This is a genomic window from Variovorax paradoxus, assembly GCF_024734665.1.
Taxonomy (GTDB): domain Bacteria; phylum Pseudomonadota; class Gammaproteobacteria; order Burkholderiales; family Burkholderiaceae_C; genus Variovorax.
Genome location: NZ_CP102931.1, coordinates 6343228 through 6364361, shown reverse-complemented (window position 1 = coordinate 6364361; position 21134 = coordinate 6343228). Strand labels below are relative to the sequence as shown.

The window sequence follows — 21134 nt, the reverse complement described above, 5'->3', positions numbered from 1 at the left end:
TTGATGACGAGAAGCGGCTACAGCAGCCGCTTCAGGTAGCGCCCCGTGTGGCTCGCCTCGTTCGCCGCGATGCTTTCCGGCGTGCCTTCGCCCACCACCATGCCGCCGCCGGCACCGCCTTCAGGACCCATGTCGATGAGCCAGTCGGCCGTCTTGATGACGTCGAGGTTGTGCTCGATCACGACGATGGTGTTGCCCGCGTCGCGCAATTGGTGCAGCACCTTCAGCAGCAGCTCGATGTCGGCGAAATGCAGGCCGGTGGTCGGTTCGTCGAGGATGTACAGCGTGCGGCCGGTGTCGCGCTTGCTGAGCTCCAGCGCGAGCTTCACGCGCTGCGCCTCGCCGCCCGACAGCGTTGTGGCCGACTGGCCCAGCTTGATGTAGCTCAGGCCCACGTCGAGCAGGGTGCGCAGCTTGCGTTCGATGGTGGGCACGGCCTTCAGGAATTCGTGCGCGGTCTCGACCGTCATCTCGAGGATCTGCGCGATGTTCTTGCCCTTGTAGAGCACTTCGAGCGTCTCGCGGTTGTAGCGCTGGCCGTGGCAGACCTCGCAGGGCACGTACACGTCGGGCAGGAAGTGCATCTCGACCTTCACCACGCCGTCGCCCTGGCAGGCCTCGCAGCGCCCGCCCGCCACGTTGAAGCTGAAGCGGCCCGGGCCGTAGCCGCGCTCGCGCGCGGTGTTGGTCTCGGCCATCAGCTCGCGGATGGGCGTGAACAGTCCCGTGTAGGTGGCCGGGTTGCTGCGCGGCGTGCGACCGATGGGGCTCTGGTCGACGTTGATGACCTTGTCGAAATACTCGATGCCCTCGACCGATTCGTGCGCAGCCGGTTCTTCGTGCGCGCGGTACAGCGTGCGCGCCACTGCCGTGTAGAGCGTGTCGTTCACCAGCGTCGACTTGCCCGAGCCCGAGACGCCCGTCACGCAGGTCAGCAGGCCGACAGGGAAGGCCACGCTCACGTTCTTCAGGTTGTTGCCGGTGGCGCCGACGACGCGAATTTCCTGCAGATCGGTCTGCGTGGCCAGGTGGGCGGCCTCGCGTGCGGCGCGGCGTTCGGCCGCGGGGCTCGGCGGAAAGCGCGAGGCCTTCTTGCCTTCGTTGAACGCGGGCTTGTTCACGACGGGCAGCCACGCGGTGCGGTGCTTCGGCACTTCGATCTTGCGCGTGCCCGACAGGTACTGGCCGGTGAGCGAGTCGGGGTTGGACGAAACCTCGGCATACGTGCCCTGCGCCATCACACGCCCGCCGTGCACGCCGGCGCCGGGGCCCATGTCGATCACGTGGTCGGCGGCGTGGATCATGTCTTCGTCGTGCTCGACCACGATCACGCTGTTGCCGATGTCGCGCAGATGCTTCAGCGTGCCGATGAGCCGGTCGTTGTCGCGCTGGTGCAGGCCGATGCTGGGCTCGTCGAGCACGTACATCACGCCCGTGAGGCCCGAGCCGATCTGCGACGCGAGGCGAATGCGCTGCGCCTCGCCGCCCGAGAGCGTCTCGGCGCTGCGGTCCAGGCTCAGGTAGTTCAGGCCCACGTCGTTCAGGAATTTCAGGCGCAGGCCGATCTCGCGCACCACCTTGTCGGCGATGTCGGCCTTGGCGCCGCGCAGCTTGAGCGTATGGAACCACGCGAGCGAATCGCGCAGCGTGAGGCGGCTGAGCTCGAAGATCGCCATGCGCGGTGGTTCGCTGCCGTCGGCGGGCCGGTTCGATTCGTCGACCAGGAACACGTTGCGCGCCTCGGGCCGCAGCCGCGAGCCACCGCAGTCGGGGCAGGGCTGCAGGTTGCGAAAGCGCGCGAGGTCTTCGCGCACCATCACCGAATCGGTCTCGCGGTAGCGCCGCGCCATGTTCGGGATGATCCCCTCGAAGGGATGCTTCTTCGTGAGCTTCTTGCCCGCGAAGTTGCCCGATTCCATGGTGTAGTTGAACTTGATCTCCTCGGCGGCCGAACCGTGCAGCAGCACCTGCTGCACCGAGGCCGGCAATGACTCGAAGGGCGCGTCGACGTCGAACTTGTAGTGCTTCGCGACGCTCTCGATCATGCTGAAGTAGTAGCCGTTGCGGCGGTCCCAGCCCTTGATGGCGCCGCTGGCGAGCGACAGCGAAGGAAAGGCCACCACGCGCGCCGGGTCGAACACCTCGCGGTGGCCGAGGCCGTCGCAGCTGGGGCAGGCGCCCACGGGCGAGTTGAACGAGAAGAGGCGCGGCTCCAGCTCCGACAGCGAGTAGTGGCAGATCGGGCAGGCGAACTTGGCGTTGAACAGGTGCTCCTTGTCGGCTGCGCCTTCAGCGCCCAGCTCCAGCGCGATGGCGCGGCCTTCGGCCAGGCGCAGCGCGGCCTCGAAGCTCTCGGCCAGCCGCTGCTGCATGTCGGCGCGCGCGCGCAGGCGGTCGATGACCACGTCGATGTCGTGCTTCTCGGTCTTCTTGAGCTTGGGCAGGTCGTTGTATTCGTACGTTTGCCCGTCCACGCGAAAGCGCACATAGCCGGCCGCCTGCATCTCGGCGAAGAGTTCGAGGAACTCGCCTTTCTTCTCGCGTGCCACGGGCGCCAGGATCATCAGGCGCGGTTCGCCCGGCAGCGCAAGCGTGGCATCGACCATCTGCGAGACCGTCTGCGCCTGCAGCGGCAGGTGGTGGTCGGGGCAGTAGGGCGTGCCGGCGCGGGCGTACAGCAGGCGCAGGTAGTCGTGGATCTCGGTCACCGTGCCCACGGTGGAGCGCGGGTTGTGGCTTGTGGCCTTCTGCTCGATGCTGATGGCGGGCGACAGGCCCTCGATCACGTCGACGTCGGGCTTGTCCATGAGCTGCAGGAACTGCCGCGCATAGGCCGACAGGCTCTCGACGTAGCGCCGCTGCCCTTCGGCATACAGCGTGTCGAAGGCCAGGCTCGACTTGCCCGAGCCCGACAGGCCGGTGATCACCACCAGCTTGTTGCGCGGGATGTCGAGATCGACGTTCTTCAGGTTGTGGGTGCGCGCACCGCGGATGCTGATGCGCTGCTGCGCGAGCACCGCGCCGAGGTAGGTGGCGCGTTCGCGTTCCGCATCGCGTGCGCTTTCGGCGTCGGCTGCGGTGTCTTCAGTGGATATTGAATTCAAGGGGGCGATCGTCCGAGGGCAACCGGACATGATAGACCGCCGCGCATTTCATGGCGAGTGGCCGGGCTCTGGAGGCTTGGGCGGATGCACCGGCTCGGTGCTGCCCGTACTGCTTATTGCCCGGCCGACCATGTGCTCGGCCAGCGTGTCGTACAGCGGGCGGCTGATCATCCGCGAGACCAGGCTGGCCAGCATGGCCGCGGCCATCAGGCTCAACACCATCGAGTGGCCGTCGACCATCTCCATCACGATGATGAAGGCGGTGAGCGGCGCCTGCGTCACCGCCGCCAGGAAGCCGGCCATGCCCATGGCGATGAGCGCCGGCCCCTGGTCGCTGCTGGCCAGCCGCGCCACCGCGTCGCCGATGCCCGCGCCGATCGACAGCGACGGCGCGAAGATGCCGCCCGGCACGCCGCACCAGGCCGTGAGCCAGGTGGCGATGAACTTGAGCACGGTGTAGAGCGGCGTGAGCTCGTCATGGCCCTGCAGCATCTGCTTGACCGCCTCGGAGCCCGCGCCGAAGGTGACGCCGCCCGTCGCCAGTCCGATGGCGGCCACGGCCAGCCCGCCGCAGGCCGCGAACCGCACCGGAAAGCGCGCCCGCCAGCGGCTGAAGCGCCCGGCCGCGCCCGTGAGCGAGGCAATAAGCAGTCGCGCGAACAGCCCGCCGGCCGCGCCGCTCAGCAGGGTGACCAGCAGGCCGGGCCCGAGCATGTCCCAGCCCAGCCGGGGTACGCGGATCACGCCGAAGTAGCTCGTGTTGCCGAAGGCCGACACAGCCACCAGGCCCGCCAGCACGATGGCCGTGATGATCAGGCCGCTGGAGCGCGCCTCGAGCCGGCCCGACAGCTCTTCGATGGCGAAGACCACGCCCGCCAGCGGCGCATTGAAGGCTGCCGCGATGCCCGCTGCACCGCCGGCAACCAGCAGCGCCCGGCCATCGATGGTGGTGTTGGGCGAGAGCCAGCGGCGCGCATGCTGCATCACCCCCGCCGCCACCTGGACCGAAGGCCCCTCGCGCCCGATCGAAAGGCCGGCCGCGAAGCCTGCCGCGCCCAGCCCGATCTTGGCGACCGTGAGCCGCAGCGAGGCAAAAACGAAGCGCCGCTCCTCGGGCAGGGCCGGATTCAGGGCCGCCTTGATCTGAGGAATGCCCGAACCGCCCGCGCCGGGGAAGAAGCGCAATGTGAACCAGACGATGCCGGCCGTGAGAAGCGGCGTCGTCAGCAGCACTGCCCAGGGCCAGGCGCGGTAGAAGCGGTGGAACTCGCCAAAGACCCAGTCGCTGGCCAGCGTGAAGCCCACCACGAACAGCCCGGCCGCGATGGCGTAGCCCAGCACGATCGCCCGGTCGAGCCAGACGCGGCCGTTCGACAGCTCGGCGCGCAGATGCTCGAAAAAGTCTGGTTCGCGGTTCATCGGAGAGGCCCATTCTGGCACCTGGCGGGAGTGCGGCCGGTCGCCTTGGGGCACAATCGAGGGTTCTTCTCAACCTCCTCCTTCATCTACTTATCAGGGGCAGTGCATATGGCATCGGTCAATAAAGTCATCGTCGTCGGCAATCTGGGGCGCGACCCCGAAATGCGTACCTTCCCGAGCGGCGACCAGGTCGCGAACGTCACAGTGGCCACCACCGATCGCTGGAAAGACAAGCAAAGCGGCGAAATGCGCGAAGCCACCGAGTGGCACCGCATCGTCTTCAACGGCCGCCTGGCCGAAATCGCCGGCCAGTACCTGCGCAAGGGCTCGCAGGTGTATGTCGAAGGAAGCCTGCGCACGCGCAAGTGGACCGACAAGGACGGCATCGAAAAGTACACCACCGAAATCCGCGCCGACCAGATGCAGATGCTCGGCAGCCGTCAAGGCCAGGGCGGCCCATCGGGCGGCCCCGAGGACGACGGCGGCTACTCGCAGGGTGGCGGCGGTGGTTATTCGCAAGGCGGCAATGGCGGTGGTGGTGGCGGCGGCGGTTACGCCCCGCGTGCGCCGGCAGCCGCTCCGCGCGCTGCGGCGCCGGCTCCGCGCCAGGCACCGGCCAAGTCGTCGTCGGGCTTCGACGACATGGACGACGACATTCCGTTCTGATCCGGACCTTCGCAGGTTCACGAGCAAAGAGCCGCTTCCCGAAAGGGGGCGGCTCTTTCTCTTTGGGCAGGCCCGTCACGCGTGGCGCCGACCCGCGGGCATCAGCAACTGCTGCACGCCGACATGCACTTCCATCTCGTGCATGTGCGTCTCGGCATCGACCATGTGCTCGGTCATCAGGCGATGCACGGCGTCGGCGTTCTCATCGCGGAAGGCCTGCAGCAGCTTGCTGTGAAAGCCCAGGTTGGCTTCGCCGAAGTGGCGGTGCTCCCACGCATTCTTGTAGACCATGAGGTCGCGCAGCAGGTCGTTGAGAAAACGGCACATGAAGGCGAGCAGGGCGTTGGGACACTTGTCCGCCAGCAGGTTGTGAAACTCCAGCTCGGCGACGCGTTGTGCACGCAACTCGATATCGTTGCGAGGCTCCTGCTCGCACAGGCGGATGGTCTGCTCGATCAGATCCAGTTGCTTCGCGTCGAGCCGGCCGACGACGCTGACCGCCAGTTCGGGCTCCAGGATCTTGCGCAGCTGGTAGATGTGATGCCCGTCCAGATGGTGGAAGTGCAGGAAGTTTCTCAGCGGCTCTGACGCGTGATCGAGCGAGACCTGCTGGAGATAGGCACCGCCGGCCGGGCCCGTGCGCGTCTTGATCAGGCCGCGCACTTCCAGTGCCTTCAGTCCCTCCCGCATCGTGCTTTTCGAGACGCCGAAAAGCTCGACGAGCTCTTTCTCGTTCGGTAGCCGGTCGCCCGGCTGCTTGCGCTCCGTAACGATCCAGCGCTTCACGTCTTCGACGACGAGGTCTGAGAGCTTGGGGCGTTTTCTTGCGCGTTGACCAATGGGCATGCCCTGTTCCTTGGGAAAGCTCCCGAGCGGAGCCGATTGCCCATGATAAATCGATGCAATTGAATGCAATTGAACCAAAAACACGCGCAATAGACCGGTGATCAGGCTTGTTTGGGCATCGAACTTGCTATGTAATGCTCCTATTTATATGTTTTATACGGATAAATAGTAGACATATCGAAGAAGCTCAATTCCCAGCCCCACGTGACTCTCTCAAAGGAAAAATCATGAAATCAAGCGAACCTTTGCAAGCCCACTCGAGACTCTGGAACGACGACCTGGCGCCCACGCGGCCCGAGCAGCGCACATGGCGCTGGTATCACTTCGCCGCGCTCTGGGTGGGCATGGTGATGTGCATTCCCGCCTACACCCTTGCCGCCGGTTTGATCGAGTCCGGCATGTCCTGGTCCGAGGCCGTCGGCACGGTCTTCCTGGGCAACTTCATCGTGCTGATCCCGATGCTGCTGATCGGGCATGCGGGCGTGAAGTACGGCATTCCCTACGCGGTGCTCGCGCGTGCCTCGTTCGGCACCCGGGGCGCCCGCATACCGGCGCTGCTGCGCGCGCTCGTGGCATGCGGCTGGTACGGCATCCAGACCTGGTTCGGCGGGATGATGATCTACACGCTGGTCGGCGTGCTGATCGGCCATCCGCTCGAAGGCGAGAAGATCGCCTGGCTGGGCATCAACTTCTTCCAGCTGGCGAGCTTCCTCGTCTTCTGGGCTCTGCAGTTCTATTTCGTCATTCACGGCATCGAATCGATCCGCAAGCTCGAGACGTACACGGCGCCGCTGAAGATCCTCATCTGCTTCGTGCTGCTGGCGTGGGCGCTCAACCGCGCCGGAGGCCTGGGCCCGATCCTGCAGCAGCCCTCGCAGTTCGTCGAAGGCGGCAAGAAGGCGGGTCAGTTCGCAGCGGTCTTCTGGCCGTCGCTGACGGCCATGGTGGGCTTCTGGGCCACCCTTGCGCTGAACATTCCCGACTTCACGCGCTTCGCGAAATCGCAGCGCGACCAGATCGTCGGGCAGGCGGTCGGGCTGCCCGTTCCCATGGGGCTGCTCGCGGCGCTTGCGGTGGTCGTCACCTCCGCCACGGTCGTGATCTACGGCAAGGCGATCTGGGACCCGGTCGACCTGGCCAGCCGCATGACGGGCGCGGCCGTGCTCATCGCGCTGATCGTGCTGCTGGTCGACACCGTCAGCGTCAACCTGGCGGCCAACCTGGTGGGTCCGGCCTACGATTTCTCGGCGTTGAATCCGCGGGCCATTTCATACCGCACCGGGGGCTACATCACGGCCGGTATCGCCGTCGCGATGATGCCGTGGAAGCTGCTCGAATCCACGCAGGGCTACATCTTCACGTGGCTGATCGGCTACTCCGCGCTGCTCGGGCCGATCGCCGGCATCCTGATTGCCGACTACTACATCGTCCGCCGCACGCAGCTGCAGGTGAACGACCTGTACAGCGACCATGGCGAGTACCGGTACAAGAACGGGTGGAACCCTGCCGCAATCGCAGCGTTCATCGCCGGTGTCCTGCCCAACCTCCCCGGGTTCCTCAATGCGGCGCTGCCGAGTGTCTTTCCGGACGTGCCCGAAGTCTTCAAGACGATCTACACCTACGCATGGTTTGCGGGCATCGCCATCTCGACCGTCGTGTACGTTGCGTCGATGCGGCTGCAGAAGCAGACGACGGTGCCGCAACAGACCAGGCCTTCGGAGGCTTGAGCATGACGAACGCGCTCTTGATCCGAGGCGGGATCGTCGTCAATGCCGACCGGGAGTTCACGGCCGACGTGCTGTGCGTCGACGGGCAGATTGCCGCCATCGGCGCCGATGCCGCACGTCAGGCGCCGGCCGGCGCGGTGCAGCTGGACGCTTCCGGGCAGTACGTGCTGCCCGGCGGCATCGACCCTCACACGCACATGCAGCTGCCGTTCATGGGCACGGTCACGATGGACGATTTCTTCACCGGCACGGCCGCGGGCCTGGCCGGCGGGACCACGACCATCCTCGACTTCGTGATCCCCAACGCGCAGCAGTCCCTGATGGAAGCCTATGGCACCTGGAGGGAATGGGCGCGCAAGTCCGCCGCGGACTACGGCTTCCACGTCGCCATCACCTGGTGGGACGAGAGCGTGCACCGCGACATGGGCACCCTGGTGAATGAAGAAGGCGTGAGCAGCTTCAAGCACTTCATGGCCTACAAGAACGCCATCATGTGCGACGACGAGATCCTGGTGAAAAGCTTTCGCCGCGCACTCGAACTCGGCGCCATGCCCACGGTGCACGCCGAGAACGGCGAACTGGTCTACTTTCTCCAGCAGGAGCTGGCCGCCAGGGGCGTCACCGGGCCCGAGGGCCACCCGCTGTCGCGCCCGCCCGCGGTCGAGGCCGAGGCGGCCCAGCGGGCCATTGCTATCGCGGACGTGCTGGGCGTTCCCCTCTACGTCGTGCACGTGTCCTGCATGGAGGCCGCCGATGCAATTGCGCGCGCCCGCGCGGCCGGGCAACGGGTCTACGGCGAAGTCCTTGCGGGACACCTGGTGGTCGACGAGAGCGTCTATCGCGCGACCGACTTCGCCAGTGCCGCGGCGCACGTGATGAGCCCGCCATTCCGCTCGAAGGCGCACCAGGAGTTTCTCTGGCGCGGCCTCCAGTCGGGCAGCCTGCAGACCACCGCGACCGATCACTGCACCTTCTGCGCGGCCCAGAAGGCCGCCGGCAAGGACGACTTCGCCAAGATACCGAACGGCTGCGGCGGCATCGAGGAACGCATGGCCGTGATCTGGGACGCCGGCGTCAACTCCGGTCGGCTGACGCCCAGCGAATTCGTCGCCGTCACATCGACCAATGCGGCCAGGCTCTTCAACCTGTATCCCCGCAAGGGCCTGATCGCCCAGGGGGCCGATGCCGACCTCGTGCTGTGGGACCCGCAGGCCTCCAAGACCCTTTCGGCGGCAACGCAGCACTCCAGGGGCGACTTCAACATCTTCGAAGGACGCACCGTGCGCGGCATTCCGACGCACACGGTCAGCCAGGGGCGCGTGGTGTATGCCAACGGCGACCTGCGCGCAGAGCGGGGCGCGGGCCGCTATCTGCCGCGCCCTGCATTTGGTGCCAATTTCCAGGCGCTCGACAAACGTGCAAAGCAGCAGTTCGCTCCAATGGCGGCGAAGCCTTGAGCAGGCTGTGCTCGAACCCCGGCGCTGCGCGCAAGCCATGGCCGGTGGGGACGCAGTGGAGCTGAGCGACCATGGGTTGAAGCTCTCCATCGATCGCCGCAAAGGCCGCGCAAGCTCCCTGGTCAGCCAGCTTGTGGACGGCATTGCCGAGGCGATCGGGCAGCGCAGGATTCTGTCCGGCGAGAAGCTGCCGTCCGTGCGGCAGATGGCAATGCATCTGCAGCTCAGCACCTTCACCATTGCGCAGGCGTACCAGCGGCTGGTGTCGCTCGGCATGATCGCGTCGCGCCCCGGCGCCGGATTCATCGTGGCGAGTCCGGTCACGATGGAGCCCGCACCGCAGCCGCGCGTGCCGCCGTCCGGCCCCAACGATGCATGGCTCCTGTCGGAGGTGTTCTCCGACCAGACGGCGTCCATCAAGGCCGGCTGCGGGTGGCTTCCATCGGGCTGGCTCGACGGCATCGAATTCGGCCGGGCCCTGCGATCGCTGAGCCGCACCATGAAGAGCCAGGTCGGCGGGTACGGCCAGCCATTCGGCGACGCAAGCCTTCGGTCGCGCGTGGCCTTCGAGCTGGCGCGCTTCGGGGTGCCTGCCGACATCAACTCGGTGCTGATCACGCAGGGCGCCACGCAGGCCATCGACCTCGTCATCCGCTTTCTCCTCAAGCCGGATGACGTCGTCGTGGTCGAAGACCCTTGCTATTGCAACCTGCTCGAACGGCTGAAGCTGGCGCGCGTGCAGCTGCTGTTCGTGCCGCGCACGCCGGCGGGCCTGGACACCGACGTGCTGGAGGCCCTGGTGCAGAAGCACAAGCCCAAGGCCCTCTTCGTGAGCTCCGCGCTGCACAACCCCACGGGCACGTCGATCACCTTGCCGATGGCCTACAAGGTGCTCCAGATTGCGCAGCGCACGCAGATGCTCATCGTCGAGAACGACGTGAGCCGCGGGCTCGCTCCGCCAGATGCACCGATGCTGGCCGCCATGGCGGGCCTCGGGCCGGTCATCCACATCGGCGGATTTTCAAAGACCATTTCGCCGCTGCTGCGCGTGGGTTTCATCGCGGCCGATGCGGCCACCCTGGAAGCGCTGGTGCGCCTGAAGATGGTCACGGGTCTCACTTCTTCCGCGGTCACGGAAAAGGCCGTTCACCAGATTCTTGTCGACAGCGCCTACCGCCAGCATCTCGAACGGCTGCGCCATCGCCTGGCGGATGTGCACACGCAGATCGAGCGAAAGCTCTGCGCTGCCGGCGTGGAGCTGTTCCATCGCCCGCGCGGAGGCCTCTTTCTCTGGGGGCGCCTGCCGATCGATCCTGCCGAGGCCAGGGAAGTGACGGCACGCGCACTCAGGCAGGGCATCTGGCTCGCCCCGGGCATGTACTTCAGCGCATCGGACACCGCCAGCGCCTGGTTCCGCTTCAACGTGGCCTATTGCGACACGGACAGGTTCTGGCAGTTCCTGTCCGCGCTATGAGCGCGTTCTCATGAGAGGACCGCTTCGATCAGAAAAGGCCCCCTGCGCTTCAGCGCGCCGACGAAGACCTTGATGAACTCTTCCGCCGTGGAAGCCCGCGCGGCTTCCACGCCCATGCCCTTTGCCAGCGAGACCCAATCGAGAATGGGATCGGTGAGGTCGAAGCTGCCGCGCGTCTGGTGTTCGGGGGGCTTCACGCCCATGCGCCGCATCTCGTCGATCAGCAGCGCGTACTTCCTGTTGGCCAGAACGATCGTGATCGCATCGAGGTTCTCGTGCGCCTGCGTCCAGAGCCCCTGCAGCGTGTACATGCCGCTGCCGTCGGCTTGAAGCGTGATGACTTTTCTGTCGGGGCAGGCAATGGCAGCGCCCGTTGCCAGCGGAATCCCGATGCCGATCGAGCCACCGGTAATCTGCAGCCAGTCGTGCGGTGCCGCGTCGTACGACTTGGCAAAAAGCTGCGTCACGGAAGACAGGGCCTCGTCGCAGACGATGGCGTTGTCCGGCAGCAGCCGGGCAATCAGCTCCGCGAGCGCTTCGTTTGTGAGTGGGCCTGGTGGAAGATGTGGCTGGTCGCGGCGCCTTGCGGGCGGCGGCTCGTCCAGGACCAGCCGGACCGAAGAGAAGTGTTCCGCAAGGCCTTCGATTGCCGCCGCAACATCGCCCCCCGGTTCGCACAGCTCGATCACTTCGCAATCTTCGCGAAGCAGGCGGCTCGGCATGCCCGGATGCGCAAAGAATGCCACCGGCCGCTCGGCGCCGATCATGACGACTGCATCGAACTGCCCCAGTTGGGTCACGGCCAGGTCCGTCGCGTAGGCCACGCGCGGCACGGCGGGCCTTCCTGCCCCGCGTGCCATGCGCGCATTCGCAAAGGGGGCCAGCAGGCTGGCGCCGGTCTTGCGCGCGATCTCGGAAGCGAGCGCAAGGGTTTCCTGCCGCAGTGCGCGGCCACCGAGAAACAACGCCGTCTTCCGGTCGCTGCGCAGCAGGGCCACGGCCCGCTGCTCCTTCTCGCGATCAGGGGGCGGCGGTGAGTCTGCGAATCTTGTGAGACTCGGCGGCTGCACCGGGTCGGCATCGCCCCAGGTGACTTCCGCGGGCACGACCAGCGTGGCGACACCGGGCAGCGACCAGGCTGCCCGGCACGCATCGGAAACGGTCGAGGCAATGTCATGCACGGAGCCGATGCGTCCGTACCAGTTCGACATCGGCTTGGCGAGGCTCTCGATGTCGGAGGTCAGTGGAGCATTGAAGGGCAGGTGGTGCGTCGCATGGTCGCCGACGATGTTGACGATGGGGGTCCTGGCGCGCCTGGCGTTGTGAAGGTTCGCCAGCCCGTTGCCCAGGCCCGGGCCCAGGTGCAGCAGGGTCGCGGCGGGCTTGTCGGTCATGCGCCCATAGCCGTCGGCCGCGCCCGTGACCACGCCTTCGAACAGGCCCAGCACGCAGCGCAGGTCCGCCCGGCGCTCCATGCCGGCCACCAGGTGAAGTTCGGATGTTCCTGGGTTGGCAAAACAGACCTCGACGCCGGAGGCGATCAAGGTTTCGCAAATGACATCGGAGCCGTTCAATTCGTTCTCCATCTTTCTTCTTCAGCCCGTGCGGCGTTGCAGCGTGGGCGCTGCGGCATCGATGTGCAGCGGGCAGCGGGTCAGCTTCTCGTCGTTGGTGTCCGTGAAGACGTACTGCTTCCACTCGAGGTCGCCCCGGTGGTAGGTGCCGACGACGTCCGGCGCCGGCTGCCCGTCGTACAGCTCCACCTGCCGGCGGATTCGCTGCCTCACCTTGTCGCCCTCCGGCGTGGGGCCGGCGAGCAGGTCGAAGCCCGCCCGCGGCTGCGTGACCATGGCCAGCGATCGACCGAGATTGCGGCTCTTGCGGTGCCGGTGCGCCGGCGCACTGACGTTGATGAAGAGCGGAACGCCCGCGAAGCACAGGCTCCAGAACGGCTGCTCGGGGTCGGTGGGAATCTCGGGTGGCCACGGTTCGGGATCGTTGTCGACCCAGTCCTGCATCACGTGCCACGCAGTCTGGTGGTAGTGATCGAGCGCCTGTTCCTGCGCTTCGGGCTTGAACAGGATCACCAGCACGTTCATGGACTCCTCGATCCCGGTCATCACCGAGACCGTCTTCAGGTATTCGCGCAGCCCCTGGCGCACGCGAGCGAGTTCGAGCGGATCGGTGTCGGAGCCCGCGAAGACGAAATGCAGCGTGTTCGTGCGGAACGCCGTACGCGCGAAGTTGCATGGGAACTTGCTCGGCTCCCGCAGGTAGCCGCTGAAGTCTTCCAGGCTCGCCTTGGCCCACGGGTAGGCGTTGTCGGCGCTGTCCACCCACTCGATGGCCTCCTGATGAGTCAGCGTGACCTTGGGCGGAAGCACCGCGGGCGGCGCGGCCACCTCGGTGCACCAGGACGAATATTCCGGGTATCCGCCCGTCACCGTCGTCAGGTAGTGCGCCTGCAGCTGGCGGGTGATTGGCCCCACCTCGCCGTCGCCGATGGGCAGGCGATCGACGGAAGTCACGGGAAGTATTTCGAACAGGGTGCCGCACATCAGCACTTCATCGGAAATCAGCAATTCGGTGCGGTCGATTTCGCGCTCCACGACCTGCAACCCCAATTTTTCCCTGGCCAGCACGATCAGCGTATCGCGGGTCAGGCTTTCCAGGATATCGGCGAATGTCGGGGGCGTGATCAGCACGCCGTCCCTGATGATGAAAAGGCATGCCGCCGGGCCTTCGGACACCTTGCCCCTGTTGTTCAGGATGATCGCGATATCAAAACCGTTATCGCGCGCTTCGTTTTGTGCAAGACGGCTGTTTTGGTAATTGGCCGCTACCTTGGCGCGTGGCGGTATGCAGTCGTCCGAAATTCGGCGCCAGGTGGAAATTGCAGCGGCAACTCCTTTTTCTATCTTCGGGGAGCGCGGCAGCGGAATTGCGGTAATGTGTGCGCCCGTGTCTTCGGTAGCAACCAATGGCTCGCCAGGGCCGGAATATCTGAAATACGTCGAAAGGTTGATTTGCGCATGCGCCTGGAATTCGCAGCGGCTCAGCAGCTCGACTGTCGCCTGCCGGAGCGTTGGCGTATCGTAGCGCGACTTCATTCGCATGATCTTCATCGACTGCTCGAGCCGTTTCAGATGATCGTCCAGGCGGAAGATGTACGATTTTTGAGTGGCCTCGTCCCAATAAGCACGAAGCCCTTCAAATATGTTCGCACCAAAAAATCCAGCCTGGGTGCGAACATGCAAAGTGCATTGCTCCCAATTGACAAATTCACCGTCCATCCATGCGATGCTGGGGTGTGGTGCTGGAAATACCGATCGACCGGAATTGCTGTCCATAAAATCTCCAGGAGATGAAGAAAAGGAAATCCGAGGCGATAAAAAGCCTTCGGCATCAGTTGGGCCAAAAAAGTCCCTGTCGGGATTGATGATTTGTCGAATTAAATAAAAAGGATTAACTGTCCGTATTTGCTCGAAAAGGAAATTGAAGAATAAAAACAATTGAAGCCGAGCGGATCGTACGGTGCCTTGTCGAAGGCATTCCATTTACGGTTCAAATCGTTATAAATAACTGTATTGGCACCAAAGTGGGGGCTGTATTGGTGGCGCAATTCGGCCGTCGGCGGTGCCCGGGCTGCCGCCGATGGCGTGCCCGCAGTCAGGAATTCAGGGGTGGAAGAGGCGGCCGGCTTGCGGCGCGCCTTTACTTGCTGTGGGGCTTCCCGCGCCCCGCCCAACGCGCGGCCAGCAGGGTTTCGATGTCGTGCACGCACCGCCCTGTCGCGCGCGCAATCGCCTCGCGGTAGGGCGGCATGTTGGTGCACTCGAGCACGATGTCCTCGACCGATGGCGCAAGGCCTACAAGGCGGCATGCGGCGTCGACCACATTCCGGCCGGCCTCGACGAGGTCGAGCTGCGTTTCGTTGTTGAGGATGCGCCGGTGAAACTCGCACCCCGGCTCCACGCCCTGCACGGGCGTTGCTTGCGGCACGCCGGCCATGGCCAGGATGGCGGGGCTCAATGAAGCCGCATCGAAGGTCAGGATGCCCGGCCGCGCGAAGTCCCTGCATTGCAGCAGGCTCGACGTGACGACGGGAACGGGCACGGCGTCGGCCAGCGTGTCCTGGTAGGCGGCCAGAAAGCCGCAGCTGGTCGTGATCATCCCCGCGCCCTCGTCGACCATCGCCCGCGCGGCATCGACGAAGGGCTGCAGCAGCGCTGGGTCGGCCTGCTTCACGATGCGCTCGGGCGAAGCTCCCGTGACCACATGGAACCGCACCGGAATGCCATGGCGGCTGAAGGTTTCAGGGTTGCCGATGTCGCCCGGTGGCCGCGGAAAGCGCGTGTCGAGCATCAGCACGCCAAGGAAGGCACCGGCGTCGCGGATCGTTGTCATCGTGGGGGGCCTGCCGTCACTCCACCGTGCTGCGGCGATCGATCTTGCGGCTCAGCACGATCGAGGTCTGCGTCTGGTTGACGCCGTCGATCTGTCCCATCTGGTCGAGAAGGGTGTCCAGCTGTTCGGGGCTGCTGCACCGGAGCAGGACCATGTAGTCGAACTGGCCGCTCACGGCCCACACCTCTTCCACTTCGGGCAAACGCCCGAGCGCCTTGATGATCACGGGGGCGCTTTTCGCATTGACGCTGAGGCCGCAGAAGGCCCGCACCGCAGCTTGTTCGAGCCGCTGGCCGAGGCGCACCCCGTACCCCGAGACGATGCCATCGCGCTCCAGCCGAGCGATGCGTGCGACCACGGTGGTCCTGGCAACCTTGAGCTTGCGCGCGAGGTTGGCGGCCGGCTCGCGGGCGTTGGCTTGCAGCAGCGTCAACAGGTGACGGTCCAGGTCGTCGAGTCGTAGGTCCATGGCGGCCCTGCAGCGGAAATGAGTGGATTGTGCCGCCGCGTCGCGGCCGTCGTACGCTGAGATCTCGATGGCGGGGACCATCGCCTGCTCACGCTACGGTCGCGACGACGTTGTTGCTACTGCTGCTGGCGGCTTCCGACGAAGCCTTGAAGCGCCCGAGGAAGGCACGCGTCGATTCCTGCTGCGGGTTGTCGATCACCACGCCCGGCGGGCCGCATTCGGCGACGACGCCATCGCGCATGAAGATCACCTGGTCGGCCACTTCGCGCGCAAAGCTGATCTCGTGCGTCACGAGGATCATCGTCATGCCCTCGCGGGCCAGACCCTTGATGACGTTGAGCACTTCGCCGACCAGTTCCGGGTCGAGCGCGGAAGTCGCTTCGTCGAACAGCATCACCGTGGGCTTCATGGCCAGCGCGCGCGCGATCGCAACGCGCTGCTTCTGTCCGCCCGACAGCTTGTCCGGGTAGTAGTCGGCCCGGTCGAGCAGGCCGACCTTCGTCAGCAGCGCGCGCGCCTCGGCCTCGGCCTGGGCCTTGGGCGTCTTCAGCACGGTGACCGGTCCTTCCATCACGTTGCGCAGCGCGGTCATGTGAGGGAAGAGGTTGAAGTGCTGGAACACCATGCCGGTCGAGGCCCGGAAGCGCGCGAGGCTGCGCTCGCTGGGCAGCGTGGTGCGCGCGCCGTCGAACTCGATGGTCTGCTCGCCGACCGTGATGCGCCCGGCATTCGGGATCGACAGCAGGTTGATGCACCGCAGCAGCGTCGACTTGCCCGAGCCCGAGGGCCCGATCATCGCGACCACCTGGCCGCGTTCGATCTGCAGCGAGATGTCCTTCAGCACGACGTTCTGCCCGAAGGCCTTCTTCAGGTTGGTGATTTCGATCAGGGGACTGGCCATGTCAAACCTCTTTCGGGCCGGAGCCGAATTCCATGCGCTTGGCCCAGATCGTGATGGGCAGCAGAACCGCGAAGTAGGCGATTGCGATGAATGTGTAGAGCTCCAGCGGCCGGTAGGTGTCGTGCGCGATGACCTGGCCCTGGTAGAGCAGGTCGGGAACGGCCAGCACCGACAGCAGCGAGGTGTTCTTCAGCTGCATGATCGACTGGTTCATCAGCGGCGGCACCATCTTCTTGAACGCCTGCGGCAGGATCACGCGCCGCAGCATCTGCAGCCGCGTCATGCCCAGCGCCTTGGCGGCTTCGGTCTGGCCGGTGTCGATCGAGATGATCCCGCCGCGCACGATCTCCGAATAGAAGGCGCCGCCGTAGAGCGACAGGCACAGCGTGGCGGCCACGACCGCCGACATCTCGAGCCCGGTCAGCACCGGCAGCGCGTAGTAGAACCACACGAGCTGCACCAGCACCGGTGTGCAGCGGAAGACTTCGATGTAGGCGCGCAGCGGCGCGGTGATGAGCGGGTTGCTCGACAGCCGGCCCAGGCCCGTCACCAGGCCGACGAACAGCCCCAGCACTACGCAGATCACCGTGAAGAGCAGGGTGTAGAGCAGGCCCGACACCAGCAGGCTGCGGTATTTCCAGAGCACGCCGAAGTCCCAGTCGTAGCCGCCTGCTGCGCCTCCCAGGGCACCGCCCGAGAAGTGCTTCAGGGCGGCCCAGGCGCCCGCGAGGGCCAGGACGATCAGCAGGGCCGTGCCGAGCTGGGAGCGGCTCTTCGGCTCGCTCGAAGATTCCACGCTGTCCATCGGGGCGTCCTCAGAACTTGATTTCGGGCGGGAAGGCACTGGCGGGCACGCCCGCGAGTTTCTCCATGTTCTTCAGGATGATGCTGCGGACTTCGCCCTTCGCGCGGACATCGGTCAGCCAGGCGTTGACGGCCTTCTGCATGCCGGTGTCGGTTTCCTTGCGCAGGCCGATGCTCACCGGCGCGGTGTAGACCGGCTGCGGGATGTACATGGTGCCGATGGAGCCGCGCTTGGCGAGCAGCGGCTGGGCCAGCAGGATCACCAGCACCTGGCAATCGGAGCGGCCGGCCTGCAGCGACATCGTGGCGGCGCCGGAGTTTTCCAGGCGCGAGACATCGGCCTTGGGCAGCACGCGCGTTGCCAGCTGGTCGTGGCTGGAGCCGACGTCCACCACGATCTTCATGTCGGGCGAGTTCAGCTGCTCCCAGGTCTTCTGCGGAATGCCCTTCTTGCACACCACTGTGTAGGTGTTGTCGAAGAGCGTGTCGGAGAAGCCCACCACTTCCTTGCGGGCCGGCGTGGGGGCCATGCCGAACATGGCGTCGATCTTGTTGGACTGCAGGTCGAGCACCGCGTTGCCCCAGGTGGTCTCGACGTACTCGACCTTGGCGCCGAGCTTCTGCCCCAGGCTCTCCGCGAAGTCGGGGCCGAAGCCTTCCCACTTGCCGGTGGTGATGTCCTTGGCGAAATACGGAATGGCGCCTGCGACCGCACCGACGCGCAATACCTTGGTGCGCTGCACGCGGGCCAGCGAGCTTTCTGCTGATTCCTGCGCGAAGGCCGAGCCCAGCGCGCAGACGGTTGTCACAGCCACGAGGGCACGGAAAAGGATTCGTTTGGTAAGCACGTTCACTCCAAGCAAGAAGCTCGCCATAAAAAGAAAAGGAAAGTATCGCTTCCCAGCCCGAGTCCGAGTCTAGAAGTGCGGACTGTCACAAGCAACGCGGCACATCGTCAGGACGACGGATTTCTCTCGTCATACCGTCAGAGTCTTCGGCGATATGCAGTCTGCCGCGTCGTTTCGACGGTTCCGGCCGGGCATGAGGCGCTTCGTTGCGCGCGGCGACTTCAGGCCTGGAAGTCATTGCTCCCGTGCCGACAGTCCAAGCTGACGAACGGCGTCGTCGTATCGACGAAGCGCGCAGCCCTTTCGCCGATCTGCTCTCTATCAACTGCCAGGACTCACTTTTACAGTTCTTTTACAGGGCAACGGTGCCCCGCAGGAGAAATGAAATGACCAAAGTGAAGATCGAGAAAGTTCTGGTTCTGGGTGCCGGCAAGGTCGGCAGCACCGTGGCCGACATGATTGCGGAATACCACCGCCTGCCCGTGACGCTGGCCGACGTGAGGCCGGGCCGCGGCGACGAAAACGACCCGCTGGTGCAGCGCATTGCGCTCGATGTGGAAAGCACCGAAGACCTGCGCACGGCGCTGCGCGCGCACTCGGTGGTGATCAACTGCCTGCCGTTCTTCCTCGCGCAGCGCGTGGCCACCGAAGCCGCTGCATGCGGCGTGCATTACTTCGACCTCACCGAGGACGTGGCGGCGACCAAGGCCATCCGCGAGATCTCGAAGACGGCGACCTCGGTCCTCATGCCCCAGAGCGGCCTGGCGCCCGGCGTGATCGGCATGCTCGGCGGCTACCTCGCCAGTCGCTTCGACGAGCTCTACGACCTGCGCCTGCGGGTGGGCGCACTCACGCGCAATGCCACCAACAGCCTGCGCTACAACTTCACCTGGAGCATCGACGGCGTCATCAACGAGTACTGCAATCCGTGCGACGCCATCGTGAACGGCCAGCTGGTGTCGGTGCAGCCGATGGAAGGGCACGAGACCTTCACGCTCGATGCCGAAGCCTTCGAGGCCTTCAACACCTCCGGCGGCCTGGGCACGCTGTGCGAGACGCTCGAGGGCAAGGTCCGCAACCTCGACTACAAGACCATCCGCTATCCCGGCCATCGCGACGCGATGAACTTCCTGCTGCACGACCTGCGCCTGATCGAGCGGCGCGACCTGCTGCGCCAGGTGCTCGAGCATGCAGTGCCGCACAGCCGCGAAGACGTGGTGATCCTGTTTGCATCGGCCTCGGGCATGCGCAATGGCCGCTTCGAGCAGGAGACGCGCGTCGGGCGCGTGTTCGGAGCGCCGCTGCGTGGCAAGGACCGTACCGCCATCGAACTGACCACGGCCGCCGGCGTCGTCGGCGTGTTCGAACTGCTGCGGCAGGGCCAGCTTCCCGCGCACGGTTTCGTCGGGCAGGAGCAGGCGCCGCTCGGGCAGTTCCTTGCGACCAAGGTCGGCCACTACTACCAGGGCCTGGGCGTGGCGTCGTTCGCTCCCGCGCCAAGGCCCAAGGGCGAACCCGCGCACGCCTGATCGATCCGTCCATCTGCAGGCCGAGGATGTCGCGTACCTGGCCTGGCCCTCGCCGCCGACGAAAATCGAGGGAATGAACAAGAACACTGTTGCCATTCTGGGCGCCGGCATCGTCGGCGTGTCGTGCGCCCTGGAGCTTCAACGCAGAGGGCATGAGGTCACGCTCTTCGACCGCACTGCCCCGGGCCGAGAGACCTCGTATGGCAACGCTGGAGTAATCGCACGCAGCTCGCTGATGCCGTTCAATCATCCCGGGTTGTGGTCGGTACTGCCGAAGCTTTTGAAGAACACCGCGGCGAGCTTTCGCTACGACCCCGCGTTCCTTGCGAAGAATCTTTCGTGGGCCGTGCGCTTTCTTGCCAGTGCGCGCGCCAGCGTGTTCCAGGAAACCACCACCGCGCTGGATGCGCTGATCCGGCTCTCGACGTCGGAACACCGGCGCCTGCTCGTCGAGGCCGAGGCGGCGCATCGCCTGCGCACCAACGGGTGGCTGTTTCTCTACCGCAGCGAAGAAGGCTTTGCCGGCAGCCGTCTTTCGCGCGAGACCTTCGATCGCTTCGGCGTTGCCACGCGCGTGCTGGATGCGAAGGAGCTCTCGGACATCGAGCCTCATCTGAAGCCTCTTTTTCCGCGCGCGCTGTGGATCCAGGACACCGATTCGGTGGACAGCCCGGGCCGCGTCGTGGAGGCGTACGCCAGGCTTTTCGTCTCACGCGGAGGGCAGATCAAACAGGCGTCGATCAGCGGACTCGGCCGCTCCGGCGCAGGCGATGCCTGGCAGCTCCGCGAGGAGGGCGGCGCGATGCATGAGGCGTCGAAGGTCGTGCTCGCGTTGGGGCCGTGGACCCGGGAGTTCGCGAAGAAGTCGCTCGGCATTTCTGTGCCGATGGCGTTCGAGCGCGGCTATCACATGCACTACAGCGCGGTGGGCAACGCCTCGCTCGGACGGCCCGTGTACGACACCGGCGGCGCCTATGTGCTGTCGCCCATGGAGCAGGGCCTGCGCCTTTCCACCGGCGTGCAGCTCGCGCAGCGCGATGCGCCCAAGAACTTCGTTCAACTCAACCTTGCGGAACGCGCGGCACGCGAAGCGTTTCCGCTGGAAAGCCGTCTCGAACCGGAGGCCTGGATGGGAAGCCGGCCCACATTGCCGGACAGCCGGCCGATCGTCGGTGAATGCCCGCGGCATCCCGGCCTGTGGCTTGCGTTCGGCCATCAGCACATCGGCTTCAACACCGGTCCGGGAACAGCCCGCCTGCTGGCATCGCTGATGCACGGTGAGCCTTGCGACATCGATCCGCTGCCGTTCGCGCCCGGTCGCTTTCTTCGATAGCCGACATTTCTGGCGCTGTCACAAGCCGCCTGTGACATCAATGTCATGGGATTGCGCGATTCGCCAAAGCAATCCGCGCCCAATGCATTCGTCCGTGTTACCAATGGCACGCGGTTGTGCGGCGCAAACGATTGGCATGCATGTTGCTGA

16 protein-coding genes are annotated in these 21134 nt (G+C 65.4%); 6 read left to right on the top strand and 10 right to left on the bottom strand.

All coding sequences use genetic code 11. From position 1 onward, the window contains the following. Positions 1 to 17 precede the first annotated feature (17 nt). Positions 18 to 3134: an excinuclease ABC subunit UvrA gene (gene uvrA / locus NWF24_RS29780; protein ID WP_258351668.1), complete on the bottom strand. Its 3117-nt coding sequence runs from the start codon at positions 3132 to 3134 to the stop codon at positions 18 to 20. Between the two features lie 18 nt (positions 3135 to 3152). After that, complete coding sequence (locus NWF24_RS29775) at positions 3153 to 4523, bottom strand: chloride channel protein (protein ID WP_258351667.1); 1371 nt, start codon at positions 4521 to 4523, stop codon at positions 3153 to 3155. A gap of 108 nt (positions 4524 to 4631) precedes the next feature. Between NWF24_RS29775 and ssb the strand changes: the two genes are divergently transcribed. Next, complete coding sequence (ssb, locus tag NWF24_RS29770) at positions 4632 to 5189, top strand: single-stranded DNA-binding protein (protein ID WP_093076866.1); 558 nt, start codon at positions 4632 to 4634, stop codon at positions 5187 to 5189. A 75-nt stretch (positions 5190 to 5264) separates the two neighbouring features. Here the strand turns inward: ssb and NWF24_RS29765 are convergent, their stop codons facing one another. Beyond that, on the bottom strand, positions 5265 to 6035 hold the full coding sequence (locus NWF24_RS29765; RefSeq protein ID WP_258351666.1) for a FadR/GntR family transcriptional regulator: 771 nt from the start codon (positions 6033 to 6035) through the stop codon (positions 5265 to 5267). A 227-nt stretch (positions 6036 to 6262) separates the two neighbouring features. Between NWF24_RS29765 and NWF24_RS29760 the strand changes: the two genes are divergently transcribed. From NWF24_RS29760 to NWF24_RS29750, 3 genes are read left to right on the top strand one after another with little or no spacing between them, the layout of a single operon-like run. After that, complete coding sequence (locus tag NWF24_RS29760) at positions 6263 to 7762, top strand: NCS1 family nucleobase:cation symporter-1 (RefSeq protein WP_258351665.1); 1500 nt, start codon at positions 6263 to 6265, stop codon at positions 7760 to 7762. 2 nt (positions 7763 to 7764) lie between these two features. After that, the gene (hydA, locus tag NWF24_RS29755; protein WP_258351664.1) at positions 7765 to 9219 is read left to right on the top strand and encodes a dihydropyrimidinase; all 1455 of its coding nucleotides are present in this window, start codon (positions 7765 to 7767) and stop codon (positions 9217 to 9219) included. 7 nt (positions 9220 to 9226) lie between these two features. Further along, positions 9227 to 10693, top strand: a complete 1467-nt coding sequence (locus tag NWF24_RS29750; protein WP_258351663.1) for an aminotransferase-like domain-containing protein — start codon at positions 9227 to 9229, stop codon at positions 10691 to 10693. An 8-nt stretch (positions 10694 to 10701) separates the two neighbouring features. On the opposite strand, the gene NWF24_RS29745 is transcribed toward NWF24_RS29750, so the two are convergent. The 7 genes from NWF24_RS29745 to NWF24_RS29715 all read right to left on the bottom strand — a co-directional run bounded on the left by NWF24_RS29745 (position 10702) and on the right by NWF24_RS29715 (position 18089). Beyond that, positions 10702 to 12267, bottom strand: a complete 1566-nt coding sequence (locus NWF24_RS29745) for an acetolactate synthase large subunit (RefSeq protein ID WP_258355382.1) — start codon at positions 12265 to 12267, stop codon at positions 10702 to 10704. Positions 12268 to 12288: 21 nt separating this feature from the next. Further along, positions 12289 to 14043, bottom strand: a complete 1755-nt coding sequence (locus NWF24_RS29740) for a branched-chain amino acid transaminase (RefSeq protein WP_258351662.1) — start codon at positions 14041 to 14043, stop codon at positions 12289 to 12291. A gap of 364 nt (positions 14044 to 14407) precedes the next feature. After that, entirely contained in the window at positions 14408 to 15100 is a 693-nt protein-coding gene (locus NWF24_RS29735; RefSeq protein ID WP_258351661.1) for an aspartate/glutamate racemase family protein, read from the bottom strand. 16 nt (positions 15101 to 15116) lie between these two features. Beyond that, on the bottom strand, positions 15117 to 15569 hold the full coding sequence (locus NWF24_RS29730) for an Lrp/AsnC family transcriptional regulator (protein WP_093053860.1): 453 nt from the start codon (positions 15567 to 15569) through the stop codon (positions 15117 to 15119). 88 nt (positions 15570 to 15657) lie between these two features. After that, a complete protein-coding gene (locus NWF24_RS29725) occupies positions 15658 to 16470 on the bottom strand; it encodes an amino acid ABC transporter ATP-binding protein (protein WP_309148847.1) in 813 nt (270 codons plus the stop codon). Position 16471: 1 nt separating this feature from the next. Further along, positions 16472 to 17275, bottom strand: a complete 804-nt coding sequence (locus NWF24_RS29720) for an amino acid ABC transporter permease (RefSeq protein WP_258351660.1) — start codon at positions 17273 to 17275, stop codon at positions 16472 to 16474. Positions 17276 to 17285: 10 nt separating this feature from the next. Then, the gene (locus NWF24_RS29715) at positions 17286 to 18089 is read right to left on the bottom strand and encodes a transporter substrate-binding domain-containing protein (protein WP_258351659.1); all 804 of its coding nucleotides are present in this window, start codon (positions 18087 to 18089) and stop codon (positions 17286 to 17288) included. 419 nt (positions 18090 to 18508) lie between these two features. Between NWF24_RS29715 and NWF24_RS29710 the strand changes: the two genes are divergently transcribed. Beyond that, a complete protein-coding gene (locus NWF24_RS29710; protein WP_258351658.1) occupies positions 18509 to 19651 on the top strand; it encodes a saccharopine dehydrogenase family protein in 1143 nt (380 codons plus the stop codon). 73 nt (positions 19652 to 19724) lie between these two features. Continuing rightward, entirely contained in the window at positions 19725 to 20984 is a 1260-nt protein-coding gene (locus tag NWF24_RS29705) for an NAD(P)/FAD-dependent oxidoreductase (protein WP_258351657.1), read from the top strand. Positions 20985 to 21134 lie beyond the last annotated feature (150 nt).